At 53.4% G+C, this 13603-nt stretch carries 13 protein-coding genes; 9 read left to right on the top strand and 4 right to left on the bottom strand.

All coding sequences use genetic code 11. The features are described from left to right. Together tgt and yajC are read left to right on the top strand one after the other, a co-directional pair. On the top strand, nucleotides 1-1125 hold the full coding sequence (gene tgt, locus AC4ED1_RS07905) for a tRNA guanosine(34) transglycosylase Tgt (protein ID WP_490937394.1): 1125 nt from the start codon (nucleotides 1-3) through the stop codon (nucleotides 1123-1125). A 26-nt stretch (nucleotides 1126-1151) separates the two neighbouring features. Beyond that, complete coding sequence (yajC, locus tag AC4ED1_RS07900; protein WP_490937392.1) at nucleotides 1152-1436, top strand: preprotein translocase subunit YajC; 285 nt, start codon at nucleotides 1152-1154, stop codon at nucleotides 1434-1436. A 67-nt stretch (nucleotides 1437-1503) separates the two neighbouring features. Here yajC and AC4ED1_RS07895 read toward each other — a convergent pair whose 3' ends face one another. After that, nucleotides 1504-1902 carry a TIGR04086 family membrane protein gene (locus AC4ED1_RS07895; protein WP_490937390.1) on the bottom strand — a complete coding sequence of 133 codons (399 nt, stop codon included), beginning with the start codon at nucleotides 1900-1902 and terminating at the stop codon, nucleotides 1504-1506. A gap of 71 nt (nucleotides 1903-1973) precedes the next feature. Here AC4ED1_RS07895 and AC4ED1_RS07890 point away from each other — a divergent pair, with 71 nt between their 5' ends. After that, nucleotides 1974-2753 carry a DUF421 domain-containing protein gene (locus AC4ED1_RS07890; protein ID WP_490937388.1) on the top strand — a complete coding sequence of 260 codons (780 nt, stop codon included), beginning with the start codon at nucleotides 1974-1976 and terminating at the stop codon, nucleotides 2751-2753. Between the two features lie 9 nt (nucleotides 2754-2762). Here the strand turns inward: AC4ED1_RS07890 and AC4ED1_RS07885 are convergent, their stop codons facing one another. Then, nucleotides 2763-3410, bottom strand: a complete 648-nt coding sequence (locus AC4ED1_RS07885; RefSeq protein WP_490937386.1) for a TerC family protein — start codon at nucleotides 3408-3410, stop codon at nucleotides 2763-2765. 31 nt (nucleotides 3411-3441) lie between these two features. Beyond that, nucleotides 3442-5031 (bottom strand): stage V sporulation protein B, encoded by a 1590-nt coding sequence (spoVB, locus tag AC4ED1_RS07880; protein WP_490937384.1) that lies wholly within the window; start codon nucleotides 5029-5031, stop codon nucleotides 3442-3444. A gap of 150 nt (nucleotides 5032-5181) precedes the next feature. Here spoVB and AC4ED1_RS07875 point away from each other — a divergent pair, with 150 nt between their 5' ends. The 3 genes from AC4ED1_RS07875 (at nucleotide 5182) to secF (ending at nucleotide 7598) form a co-directional block, all read left to right on the top strand. Further along, nucleotides 5182-5406, top strand: coding sequence for a post-transcriptional regulator (locus AC4ED1_RS07875; protein WP_490937382.1), 225 nt, complete (start codon nucleotides 5182-5184; stop codon nucleotides 5404-5406). Between the two features lie 87 nt (nucleotides 5407-5493). Beyond that, entirely contained in the window at nucleotides 5494-6723 is a 1230-nt protein-coding gene (secD, locus tag AC4ED1_RS07870) for a protein translocase subunit SecD (RefSeq protein WP_490937380.1), read from the top strand. Beyond that, nucleotides 6720-7598, top strand: coding sequence for a protein translocase subunit SecF (gene secF / locus AC4ED1_RS07865; RefSeq protein WP_490937378.1), 879 nt, complete (start codon nucleotides 6720-6722; stop codon nucleotides 7596-7598). The genes secD and secF overlap by 4 nt, the downstream gene beginning before the upstream one ends. Before the next feature lie 114 nt (nucleotides 7599-7712). On the opposite strand, the gene AC4ED1_RS07860 is transcribed toward secF, so the two are convergent. Next, nucleotides 7713-8276, bottom strand: a complete 564-nt coding sequence (locus AC4ED1_RS07860) for a Uma2 family endonuclease (RefSeq protein WP_490937376.1) — start codon at nucleotides 8274-8276, stop codon at nucleotides 7713-7715. 198 nt (nucleotides 8277-8474) lie between these two features. Between AC4ED1_RS07860 and recJ the strand changes: the two genes are divergently transcribed. Genes recJ through AC4ED1_RS07845 form a run of 3 tightly spaced genes read left to right on the top strand, consistent with a single transcriptional unit; the run spans nucleotide 8475 to nucleotide 13601 of the window. Further along, the gene (recJ, locus tag AC4ED1_RS07855; protein WP_490937374.1) at nucleotides 8475-10910 is read left to right on the top strand and encodes a single-stranded-DNA-specific exonuclease RecJ; all 2436 of its coding nucleotides are present in this window, start codon (nucleotides 8475-8477) and stop codon (nucleotides 10908-10910) included. Beyond that, the gene (locus AC4ED1_RS07850) at nucleotides 10907-11419 is read left to right on the top strand and encodes an adenine phosphoribosyltransferase (RefSeq protein WP_490937373.1); all 513 of its coding nucleotides are present in this window, start codon (nucleotides 10907-10909) and stop codon (nucleotides 11417-11419) included. Before recJ ends, AC4ED1_RS07850 begins: the two co-directional genes overlap by 4 nt. Beyond that, on the top strand, nucleotides 11394-13601 hold the full coding sequence (locus tag AC4ED1_RS07845) for a RelA/SpoT family protein (RefSeq protein WP_490937450.1): 2208 nt from the start codon (nucleotides 11394-11396) through the stop codon (nucleotides 13599-13601). The genes AC4ED1_RS07850 and AC4ED1_RS07845 overlap by 26 nt, the downstream gene beginning before the upstream one ends. The last annotated feature ends 2 nt before the right edge of the window (nucleotides 13602-13603 follow it).

Below are 13603 nucleotides of genomic sequence, written 5' to 3'. Positions count from 1 at the left end.
ATGGCCGTTGCGTATGAGTTGCTGACTACCGACAAACATACCGGAGCGCGGCGGGGGAGACTGCACACGCCGCACGGCACGATTGAGACGCCGGTGTTCATGCCGGTCGGGACGCAGGCGACAGTTAAAACAATGAGTCCCGAGGAACTCAAGGAAATTGGCGCCCAGATCGTACTGGCCAATACTTATCATTTGTTCCTGCGGCCCGGACACGAGTTGGTGCGGGAAGCGGGCGGACTGCATTCGTTTATGAACTGGGACCGGGCCATTTTGACGGATTCGGGCGGGTTTCAGGTGTTCTCCCTGTCCGAGCTGCGGAAAATCACGGAGGAGGGGGTCGAATTTCGCTCCCACCTGTCGGGGGAAAAGCTGTTTTTGTCGCCGGAAAAAGCGATTGAGGTGCAAAATGCGCTTGGGGCGGACATCATCATGGCGTTTGACGAGTGTCCGCCGCATCCCGCCACGAGGGACTATCTGAAAGAATCGCTGGAGCGTACCACACGGTGGGCCAAGCGGTGCAAGGAAGCGCACCGCCGCCCGCACGACCAGGCGCTGTTCGGGATTGTGCAAGGGGGAATGGAACGGGATTTGCGCGAACAAAGCGCCGCGGAATTGCTGGAACTGGATTTTCCCGGTTATGCCGTGGGGGGACTGTCGGTTGGCGAACCGAAACCGGTGATGTACGAAGTGCTGGAGTTTACGGCACCGCTCCTGCCGAAGGACAAACCGCGCTATCTGATGGGAGTCGGATCGCCCGATGATCTGTTTGAAGGGGTGATCCGGGGCATCGACATGTTTGATTGCGTCCTGCCGACCCGCATTGCGCGAAATGGCACGTGCATGACATCCGTCGGCAAGGTGGTGATCCGCAACGCGGCTTACGCAAGGGATTGGGAGAAGCTCGACCCCAATTGCGACTGCTACACATGCCGCAATTATTCCCGTGCGTATATCCGTCACTTGATCAAGGCGGACGAGATTTTCGGGTTGCGGTTGACAAGCTATCACAACCTGTACTTCCTTGTGGATTTGATGCGAAAGATTCGGCTTGCCATTGAGGAGAATCGTCTGCTAGAATTCAAGAAGGAATTTTATTCCCGATACGGGTATCATGATCATACATAGGCAGACAAGCCAAAGGAGGATACATAATGCAAGCGTTCACTCAGTTGTTGCCATTTATATTGATGCTTGTAATCTTTTACTTTCTGTTGATCCGCCCGCAGCAGAAACGAGCGAAAGAGCGCAACGCGATGTTGGCCGCTTTGAAAAAAGGGGACCAGGTGGTTACCATCGGCGGCATGCATGGAACGATTACCGACCTTGACGACGACACGGTGACGCTCAAAGTGGCGGAAACCACAAAGATCAAGTTTGAGCGCTCGGCAATTGGAAGTGTAAAACCGGTGGCGCAACCGGTGCAAACGGAAAAATAACAACAACAAGACCTGTTGGCTTCCCCCAACAGGTCTTGTTTACGATGTATGCGGCGGTTTGCCCATCCTAGCGCGGTCTGATGTTGACGCCAAGCACGCCGCCCAATCCGCCGATTGCCGTTAAAATTGCGATTTGAACAATATTGTGCAGCGTGAAGGAGGCGGATACCAGCATCAAACCGAGAATGGTGATCGCGAGGGAATAAAACAGCCCGGTTAAGCCGCCGTAATACCAGCCTTTTTCCCTGCTGCGCCGGGCGGCGACGAAAGAACCTGTCAATACGGCTGCCAAATTGATGATGTAAGTAATCACAGGCAGCCTGGCCTCCGGAATTGACGTCCAAGTAACCAGGATCGCAGTGAGAAGTATGGCCCCGAAGGCAACCGCAAACGCATAGATCAGCCCCTGTAATACCGGGACACCACCGAAGCGCGGCGTCATGTCGCTGAGTGATTTTCCTTTCATCGGCAATTCCTCCTCCGTACGGTTAGTTCATTTTATTCAATGGAAACATGCGTTATGAACAGTTGTCCCGTGTGTCATACTACTTGGATGAGAGTTTGGGAACGTCCGTTACTGTCCAATTGGAGTCGCGTGACGAAAGGGGAGTCCGGCATGGGATAGAACAAGCCGTGATTTTGATGTGGAAAACGGTTTTCGTATATGCCTTTGTGCTGTTTGCGCTGCGGGTCATGGGAAAACGGGAGATCGGCAAACTGTCGGTATTTGACCTGGTGGTTTCCATCATGATCGCGGAAGTCGCCGCCGTGTCCCTCGATCTGGAAGAGCCGCTGTGGAAGGGGGTTGTGATTGTATCGATCCTGGTGGCCTTGCAGATTCTGGTCGCATTTTTGTCGCTCAAAAGCCACCGGTTTCGGGAATTGATCGAAGGACGACCGGCAATTCTCATTCGAAACGGAAAAATCGACGACTCCGAAATGCGGCGAACCCGCTATTCCATGAGCGACCTGTTGACCCAACTGCGGGAAAAAGACATTGCCGACGTGGGAGACGTGGAGGTTGCCGTTTTGGAAACAACCGGCAAACTATCGGTGTTTCCGAAAGAAGAAAAACGGCCTGTCACACGTGAAGATCTCGGGCTTAAAGCGGGCCGCTTCCGGTTGCCGGTCGCATTGATCGTCGACGGCAAACCGTTTGACGGAAATTTGCGAAAGATCGGCAAAGACCGTGCATGGCTCGAACGGGAGATTCGCCACTACGGGTACCAAAAGATCGAAGACATATTTTTTTGCAGCGTGGATTTCAAAGGGCGCATGTACTTTGACGAACGGGAAGGAAAAGGGCGGAAACGGTAAAACGGCAGGCTACCGAATTTTAAACTTTTTGGTTTGATTGAAGTATCCGAACACAATTACAGCCAGAGCGACACCACCGGCGATCATCCGTATGTGGTCAACTCCGTGGGACTCCCTGAGAAAATGGACTGCCTTCCGGAACAGATCGTCTTTCAGCATTTGTTGCACGGCAATTTGCGCAATCATTCCGGCCGCGAAAATTTGCAACCAAGGCACACAAGAGAAAAGCGAGGTGATTACCGGAAGTAACGACAAAACCAGCACCAGGCTCAGAAAGATTCCCGCCAGAATTTCAATCGGGCGATACGAAAGCGCGGCTGTGGCCAGAATGTTATCCAAGCTGATCGTCAAGTCGGCGATCACGACCGAAACAGTTGTAGAAAACAAAGCGGATTTTCCGCGAAATTCCACTGATTTTGCCAGTTTGAGGGAAAGCAAAAAAGTGATCAGTCCGGAAATAAATTTGAGACCGGGAAAGGCAGCCAGACTTTGTGCAAAAAGAACGCAAACGGTTCGGCCGATTGTTAAAGAAACAATTGACAACAGGAGAACTTTCAAGCGGGGGCCGGCGGAATGCCTGATAATCCCCGCGATTATAAAAGCATTATCAATACTTGTAACCAGATGCAGCAGAAAAATATGGATAACGGATTTCACAAGGGGGTCCTCCGACGGAACGCGTTCCTTTTTATTTGACAAACGGTATCCACTGCAGCGCTTTCGCCATAACCGGCCCCACATAGGGAATCCGCCTTACGGTGTGCAAGGACAGAGCCTTCAACAGAAACAACAGCATGACATACACGATCAAACCGATTGAAACGCTGAAAATGACCGTATAAGAGTCGCCCGTTCCGGCAGTGACGGTTTTGGCCCGCAAGATGATCAGCGACATGACAAGCGTGGAGACGAGGATTTTCATCGTGTCGGCCAGATCGATGTAAAAACCGACAAGGCGGGTGACTGTCAGGAAGTAGGCGCTCGCCACCACTACATTCGATACGACCACCGCCCAGGCAACCCCCATGATGCCGATTTCCGGTTTGGAAGCGAACCAGTAAATCATCGCCAGTTTGATGGCAGATCCTGCCACGGAGTACATCATCGCCAATCCTGCCCGGTTCATCCCCTGCAGGATTCCCGACAAAGGGGATTTCAGATAGATGAAAAATCCGACGGGAGCCATTACCGCCAAGATCGGTCCGGCAGCGGGAGTGTTGTAGATCGAGGCCGACAACTCGGTTGCCAATAAAGCGAAAATCACGGAGGAAGGCAGGCCGATCAGCGCCGTGAAGCGAAACGCCTGATACAACCGCCGTTGCACTAAAGCCGGTTGCTCTAGGGCGATCGCTTCGGAAATCGACGGCACCAGTGTCGTTGCCAAGGTGTACGTAAATACGGTCGGCAATACCAACAGGGATACCGCGTACCCGGAATACAACCCGTACAAGGCGGTCGCTTCTTCCTTCAGGTGGCCCGCTTCCATCAGGGCGCGCGGAATCAAAAGCGTTTCCAGCCAGTAGGCAAATGAACCGATGATGCCGGAGATCAATACGGGAATGGCCACCTGAAACAGAGACCGGACGGTTTTTCCGTAGGACTCGGGTTTGACGTTCGGCGGCATCGGCGGGATCCTAAGCCGGCCCAGACCGTATTTGCGCCAATAACTGAAAGCGATATAAGCGAGGTGAGCCAATTCTCCCGCCAGGACGCCAAGCATCGCGCCGGCGGACGCTTTCACCAGATCCGGCATGCAGTAGTAAACGATCACCACGGTAAATGCGCTGCGGACGATCGTTTCCAGGACCCAGGCGGCGGACGGCGGGGTCTGATATTGGATCCCCTGAAAATATCCCCGCAGAATCGATGACCATGAGATGACCAAAATGGTTGGGGCCATTGCCAATACGGTGTAATAGGTGCGGGAGTCCGTGAGCAGATGTTGGGTCAGCCAGGGGGCTGCAGCCAGCACCGCAATCGTAAACAACGTGGATAAAACCGTGACAACCAACGCGGTAAACGTCATCACCCGTCTGACCTTCCGCCGATCGCCAACCGCGACGGCTTCCGCAACCACTTTCGACACCGCAGTCGGGAGGCCGGCGGTTGACAGGGTCAGAATCATCATCAACATCGGAAAGACCATGCGGAACAACCCGATGCCTTCCGGACCGACGATCCGGTTCAGGACGATTTGCATCCCCATTCCGATAATCTTGGTGATCACGCTGGCCAACACCAGAACCATGGCTCCGTGGAGGAATGATTGTTTGTTCATTACGCCGTCTCCTCTGTCCAGATTTTCTCTAACACAACCTATGCGGACAGGAGCGGAGTTAGTCCCAAAATTCACCGGCAGGATTTTGGACTGACGGGATCGAATTTTTTAAACTGAAGAAAAAGGGACAGGAAGAAGGGGGCGTACCCTTTGGACGAGAAGGAATTGTCGGCCATGATTGAAGAGCTGTGCCATTCGAAAGCCAGAGAGTTCAAGTTGCTCGGATATGAGGTCGAGGGAGAAGACATCTGGAAATGTGTTTCCAGCAAATACAAAAAAGAAATGCCTCCCCTGTACCAAGTTGTCAACGATATTTTGTCGTTAAAAATTAACAAATACATGAATTGGGCGATGGTGGAAGCGTATAAGGAGTAAAATCGGGACGGGTCCCGCAAATTGACACTGCTCGCGGACAAGCCGTATACTGGATCTATTGACTGCGTAGTCATTAAGGAGGCCATTATGAAGTGGAGTAAATTGCTGACGTTGCTGCTTGTTTTGGCGTTGTTTGCGGGACTTGCAGGGACGACCACCAAGAAACTTTGGAACGGGATTCCACTTGGACTCGATCTGCAGGGCGGATTCGATGTTTTATATGAAGTGCTTCCGACCGAGAAACAGCCTGTGACGCGGGAAGGCGTTCTCGCGACCCAACGCGCGCTGGAAAACCGCGTAAACGCCATCGGCGCGCGCGAGCCGAATATCACCATTGAAGGCACCAACCGGATCCGCGTTCAGTTGGCCGGAGTGGAAAACCAGGAGGAAGCCAAACGGATTCTCGGCGAACCCGCAAAATTGGAATTTCGGGCACCCGACGACAAAACGGTGCTCCTGACGGGAGCTGATCTGAAGCCGAACGCGCGGTTCCAACAGGATCCGCAAACGGGGCAGATTGTCGTGGCGGTTGAATTTAAAGAACCCAAGAAATTGCAGGATGTAACCACCCAATATTTGGGCCAGCCGATGGGAATTTACCTCAACAACAGGCAGTTGTCGAAGCCGACGATTCAAAGTGTCATTTCGACCGGAACCGCCCAGATCACGGGTCTGCGGGACGCCAAAGAAGCGACCGAGTTGGCCAACCTGCTCAACGCGGGAGCGCTGCCGTATCCGATCAAGGAGCTGTCTTCGATGTCGGTCGGCGCGACGCTGGGGCAGGCCGCCCTTGAGAAAACCATGTACGCGGCGGGAGTCGCTTTTGTCTTGATCTTCGTGTTTATGATCGTTTTCTATCGTTTGCCGGGATTGATCGCAAACATTGCCCTCTTGATGTACATGTACCTGCTGATTGCAGTGTTCAGAGGCATGGACATCGTGTTGACCCTCCCGGGCCTTGCCGCCTTGATCCTGGGGGTCGGGATGGCGGTCGACGTGAACATCATCACTTACGAACGGATCAAAGACGAATTCCGTTCCGGCAAGACCCTGCTGTCTTCGGTCATTATGGGGCAGAAACGCTCGATGCCGACGATTATTGACGCGAACACCACTTCCCTGATTGCTGGCGCCATCATGTTCTGGTTCGGGTCCGGGCAGGTTCGTGGGTTTGCCGTTGCCCACATGATCTCCATATTGGCGACGTTCTTGACCGCAGTTCTCCTGTCCCGTTGGATGCTGATGCTGCTTGTGCGCTCGAATCTGGTGAAAAACCCGTGGTGGTTTGGAGCCCGGAAGGAGAGTGAAGCGAAATGAAAAAATTTGATATCGTTCGGAAACGGAAATGGTTTTTTTTGGTCTCGCTGATTTTGTCAATTGCGGGTATTGTCGCAATGCTGACGATGGGTTTGAATCTCGGGACCGACTTTAAAGCGGGTACCCGGGTGCAGGTGCAGCTCGGTTCCGGTTTTTCCGGTTCCGAAGTGGCAAAATTGTTTGAGCAGTTGGGGCTTAAGGGAGCCAATGTCACTTCTGCCGGAAACCAGGGAGAAGTCGCTGTCGTCCGGTTGGCGGAGAAGATCAATCCGGATCAGGAAGCGGCAATCAAAAAGGCGCTGAAAGAAAAATACCCGAACGCACAAGATCCGGAAATCGTATCGGTGGATCCGCTGGTTGCCAAGGAAATGTCGCAAAAGGCTTTCTGGGCGTTAATGGCGGCTTCCGTCGGAATTATCCTGTACATGGCGATCCGGTTTGAATATCGTTTCGCAATTTCGGGTGTGGTGTCGCTGTTGCAAGTGGTGCTGCTGGTCGTCTCGATCTTTGCGTTGCTGCAAGTCGAGATTGATCTGCCGTTTATCGCGGCGGTCCTGACGATCGTCGGATACAGCATCCACGACACGATCGTGATTTTCGACCGCATCCGCGAGAAGATGAAATACGGAAAAGTCAAAACCAGAAGCGATCTGGAGAATCTGGTGAACGAATCGCTGTGGGAGACGATGAACCGCTCCATCAACACGATCCTCACCGTGATTTTTGCGGCTGGTTCCCTGTGGCTTCTCGGCGGGCACGCGATTCGCAATTTCTCCCTTGCGCTTCTGATCGGCTTGATCATCGGGGGCATGTCCTCGATTTTCATCGCCTCCCAGCTTTGGGTGACCTGGCGTGCGAGAAGTTTGAAGGGGTAACTTGAAAGGGGCATAAAACAATGCGGAAAACCGGCAAGGCCCAACAGGCTTTGCCAGTCTTTGCTTTTGGACGCTCGACGCTAACTTGAGTCAAAAGCACATCCGTCCGATGCGCTACAAAGCAAATACTGATTGTAAAGGAATAGCAAAATCGCCAAAAATTCCGGATTTCAGTATATCTTCCTCTCCATAAGTGACACGCTCGGAGTAAATTCCATCCTTTAAGTTGTAAACATGAATTATTTTATTTTCGGTGTCAACAATCCAATATTCTTTCACGCCATAGCGCTGGTACGTATAGAATTTTTCGTTGTAGTCTTTTAGTGCGGTGGATGGAGATAACACCTCGACGATCATCGTTGGTGTTCCGTAACACCCCTTTGAAACAATTTGATTTTTGTTGCAAACTACAGCAATATCAGGTTGAGTAATGTCATCGGGTTTTTCGTAATCTTCGTTTGCGCTAAAATATACATCGAATGGAGCCGTAAATACCAAACAGTTTTTGTTTTGGAAGAATGTTCGCAATGCAAAAAACAGTTCTCCAACAGCAAACTGATGATTTGATGAGGGAGCGGGTGTCATATTGTACGCTTTTCCGCCAATTAGTTCCCAACGACCTTCCCACTGTTTCCAATCTTCGTAGGTGTAACGCCTCGATTGATCAGGAACACTCATGGTTATCACCTCTATTCTTACTCATAGATTATACCATCTAGATTATACCATCCCCCTACCGCCATTATCCAACATCCTCATTCTCGATAAAGGTTCCGAAGCTCCTGCCACTAAAATTTTTTATCCCCGCAGCACTTGTCCTCCTTGGCGAATTTTAATTATGATAAAAAAATAACCGACTTGAGAGGGAATGCGTTCATGAAACAAGAAAAACGGTGGCTTCTGGCGGAGACCGACCCGGTGTTGGCGGAACAATTGGCGAGGCAACTGGGGCTGCCCCCGGTGATCGCCGGCATGCTGATTCGCCGCGGACTGACCGATGCGGAAGCGGCGAAGCGGTTTCTCAACCCGGACCGGTCCGGGTTTTACGATCCGTTTTTAATGAAAGACATGGACAAAGCGGTCGCCCGCATCCGCCGGGCGGTCGATTCGCGGGAACGCATCATGGTCTATGGAGACTATGACGCCGACGGTGCGACTTCCACCAGCCTCATGTTCCTTGCGTTAAAGAAACTGGGGGCGCGGGTGGAATCTTACATACCTGACCGTTTCGAAGAGGGGTACGGCCTCAACGGACCGGCTTTGGCGCAGGCCAAAGAACGGGGGTTTCAACTTGTCATCACGGTGGACAACGGCATCGCGGCCATCGAAGAAGCGCGTCTTGCCAAAGAATTGGGACTCGACCTCATCGTGACGGACCATCATACACCGCCCGAAGTGCTGCCTGACGCTTATGCGATTTTGAATCCCAAACAACCCGGCTGCCGCTATCCCGATAAGATGCTTGCCGGGGTCGGAGTCGCGTTTAAAGTGGCACAAGCGTTGTTCGGAGAACTGCCCGAGGAGTTTCTCGATTTGGCGGCGCTCGGAACGGTAGCCGATCTGGCGCCGCTTGTCGATGAGAACCGGCTGTTTGCAATATACGGGCTTGAGCGGATCAACCGCAATCCGCGACCGGGCATCCAAGCGTTGATCGAAGTCAGCGGCTTGGCCGGCAAAGAGATCAACGCGGGGCATATCGGATTCGCCTTTGGCCCGAGAATCAACGCAGCCGGCCGTCTGGACTCCGCCATATACGCGGTGGAGCTGTTTGTTGCCGAGGATGAGAACCGTGCGCGGGAACTGGCCGATTTTTTGGACCAGCGCAATCGGGAGCGGCAGGAGATCAGCGCTGAAATGTTCGAAGAAGCGGTGCGGGAAGTGGAGGCGCATCCGGAATGGCTGGAAGACCGGGTGCTCGTCATCGCAAAAGAAGGATGGAACGCGGGTGTGATCGGAATTGTCGCGTCGCGCCTGGTCGAGCGGTACTACCGGCCGGTCCTGATGATTTCGGTCAACGAAGGTGTGGGTAAAGGCTCGGCCCGGAGCATCGACGGCTTCCATTTGTACGACGCCATGAACGCTTGCCGGGAGTTGTTCGAACACTTTGGCGGGCATAAGATGGCGGCCGGATTTTCGATCGGGGCGTCTGAAATCGGGGAGTTGCGGCGCCGGCTGAACCGCATTGCGCAGGAGGTGCTGACCCCGGAGGATTTGATCCCGAAGCTGGACATCGACGCGGAACTGGACTTGTTGGAAGTCGATCTGGAGTTTGTCGAAACTGTCGGGCAGCTTGCGCCTTTTGGATTCGGGAATCCGAGCCCGCGCTTCCAGTTAAACGGGTTGGCTCTCGAGCGGTGTCGCCCCGTCGGGCAGGAGGGTGCCCATCTGCAGCTGCAGGTGGCCAAGGGGGCTGCCAGGCTCGGAGGTATCGCGTTTCACCGGGGGGCGGAAGCGGCTTTTGTCGCTCAGTGGCAGCGTCTGGATCTGGCTGGGGAGCTTGCGATCAATGAATGGAGCGGGCGAAAAAGCCTGCAAATCATCCTTGATGATTGGCGGCCCAACGCCATCCAGGTGTTCGATTGCCGGCATGTGGCCGACAAGACCCGCTGGCTGGAAGAACAGGCAGCGGAAAAAGATCTGACGGTGATTTGTTTTCATGAGGAATCGCTGGCGGAAGTCAAGCGGGCGCTTGCACCTTATCCCTGGCAGGAACCGCATTCGCATCGGGTGTACACGGTGGACGAAATGGGTGATTTGAGCCTGGAATTTGCAGCCGGTGCAGGGAGCGTTAACGGACAAGCACCGGATTTTCTTGGCGGAGATGTGGTGGTGTATGATCTTCCGGTCTCTTTGAACCAATACGAGACAGCGCTGCAGAAACTCGCCGGAACGTACCGCTTGTACCTGCTGCACGGGCCAGCCGACAAGAACCGGTTTGAAGCGAGAAAGAAATACATGCTGCCGGACCGGAAATTTTTTGCCGAAATCTACAAAATCTTGCAGGAGTCCGGTTCCTGCCAAGAGTCGGACATTCGAAGACGGCTGCAGCCGGCCTATCATGACGCAGCGGATCTGGCCTTATCGGTTTTTGTCGAATTGGGGTTTGCAGTTCGGGACGGGAACACGTATCATGTGAATAAGGGGACGGATAAACGAGCGTTGACAGAATCCGAATTGTACCGAAAGCGGCAGGCGCGGGTCGAGTCTTACGCCCGCGCGATTGCCGCGTTAATCGATACGTCCAGCGAACAGGCGGTGACCGGCGTTCTGCGGTTGCTGACCTCCAAATCGGAAGGGGTTCAGGGGGCATGAATGTAAAAGAGAGAATTCGCGTGATTCCCGATTTTCCAGAGCCGGGGATCCGGTTTAAAGATATCACGCCGGTACTGCAGGACGGTGAAGCGTTTAAGTATGCGATCGACCGGATGGCTGATTTTGCCGGAAAGCAAAACGCGGAACTGATCGTGGGGCCGGAAGCGCGTGGATTTGTCTTGGCGTCTCCGCTTGCCTATGCGCTGGGACTCGGGTTTGTACCGATCCGCAAATCCGGCAAACTCCCGGGTGAAACCGTATCCGTTTCGTATGAGCTTGAATATGGAAAAGACCAGTTAGAGATCCATCGGGACGCGATTCAGCCGGGACAACGCGTCGTCATCGCGGATGACCTGCTGGCTACGGGGGGAACGGTTGCTTCCGCCGTTAAGCTTGTGGAAGAGTTGGGCGGCATTGTGGCCGGTATCGCATTCATGATCGAATTAACTTATTTGGCTGGTAGGGAGAAATTGAAGGGCTATGATGTCTTCTCGCTTGTCCAATATTGATCAGGAGAAGGTGGTTCCAGTGGGCATCGGGCGTCTTTATGAAAAAGTCGCTCGTTACGGCACTCCGGAAGACGTGCAATTCGTGCGTCGTGCTTACGAGTTTGCGAACAAGGCTCATATGGGACAACAACGCTGCTCCGGTGAAGACTATATCAACCATCCGATCGCCGTCGCGGAGATTTTGGCGGATATGGAGATGGATGCGGTCACGCTTGCGGCAGCGCTTCTGCATGATGTGGTGGAGGACACGACGGTAACGGAAGAACAGTTGACCGCCGAATTTGGAACGGAAGTTCGGGATCTGGTGGACGGCGTCACCAAACTCGGGCGCCTGAAATATCTGTCGAAAGAAGAGCAGCAGGCGGAGAATCTGCGCAAGATGTTTCTCGCCATGGCGAAGGACATGCGCGTGATTTTGATCAAGCTGGCGGACAGGCTTCACAACATGCGCACGCTACGCCATCTGCCGCCGGAAAAACAGCAGCGGATTGCCGCCGAGACGCTGGAGATTTTTGCACCGCTTGCCCATCGCCTTGGGATCTCCAAAATCAAGTTTGAACTGGAAGACACGGCGCTGCGCTACATGAATCCGCAGCAGTATTACCGGATTGTCAACCTGATGGCCAAGAAACGCAAGGAACGGGAAGCATACATTCAGGAAGTCATCGAAACCCTGAAGAACAAATTGCGGGAAATCGATATCAAAGCGGAAGTGAACGGCCGGGCCAAACACATTTACAGCATCTACCGGAAAATGATGACCCAGAACAAGCAGTTCAACGAAATCTATGACCTGCTGGCTGTCCGCGTGATCGTCGATTCGATCAAAGACTGCTACGCGATTCTCGGCATCGTGCATACATTATGGAAGCCGATGCCGGGACGGTTCAAGGATTATATCGCTATGCCAAAACCCAACATGTATCAAAGCCTTCATACGACGGTGATCGGGCCGCGCGGCGAGCCCCTCGAAATCCAGATCCGGACATGGGAGATGCACCGCACAGCCGAGTACGGGATTGCCGCCCACTGGCTGTACAAAGAAGGCAGAAAAGGTGTTCAGGATATGTCGTTGGCCCAGAAAATGGGCTGGTTCCGGGAGATCCTGGAGTGGCAGCAGGATCTGAAAGACGCGAAGGAATTTATGGAAACGCTGAAGATCGACCTGTTTGCCGACGAGGTTTTTGTCTTCACGCCAAAAGGAGCGGTCATTTCGCTGCCGAGGGGTTCGGTGCCGATCGATTTTGCATACCGGATCCATACCGACATCGGCAATCGCACGATCGGCGCTAAAGTCAACGGCAGAATTGTGCCGCTGGACTACAAGCTGCAAACGGGCGATATCGTCGAAATTTTGACCTCGAAGACATCGTTCGGCCCCAGCCGCGACTGGTTGAAGATCGTAAAATCCCCGAACGCGAAAACCAAAATCCGGGCGTGGTTCAAGAAGGAAAAGCGGGAGGAGAATATCCTCAAAGGCAGGGAACTTCTTGAGAAGGAAATCAAGAAAAACGGGTTGGATGCGTCCGACGTCTTGACGGACAAAAATTTGTCCGAGGTGATGACAAAGTTTAATTTCACCAAAGAGGACGACCTTTTGGCGGCAATCGGGTACGGGGCTGTGTCCCCCCATCAGGTCATGACGCGGCTGCTGGAAAAAGTGAAAAAGGACAATCCGGATCAGATGCGGATGCTGCCGGAGATTCGGGAAGGCCAGAAACAGCAGCGGAAGGGCGGACTTGGCGTTCGGGTCAAAGGCGTCGACAATCTGTTGATCCGTTTCTCCCGCTGTTGCAATCCGGTGCCGGGGGATGAGATTGTCGGCTATGTCACGCGCGGAAGGGGAGTTTCCGTTCACCGGGCGGATTGCCCCAACATCAAGACCGATAACGAGGAAGAGAAGCGGTTTCTTGAGGTGGAGTGGGAAAGCTCGCCCGCGATCGCCTATCATGTCGACATCGAGGTGACCGGCCTTGACCGCCAGGGACTGACGATTGAAGTCATGAACGCAATCGCGGAAACAAAAACAGAGATTACGGCCGTTCAGGCCCGCGCCGACAAACGGAAAATCGCGACGATCCACCTGCAAATCAATATTCGTAACGTGGACCACCTGCATACGGTGGTCGAGCGGATCAAGCGGATCAAGGATATTTACACGGTAAGGCGGATTATGCAGTAAAA

Source organism: Effusibacillus sp. SKA8, from assembly GCF_058273125.1.
Note: the sequence above shows the minus strand (reverse complement) of the source record. Positions and strands in the feature narration are given on the sequence as shown.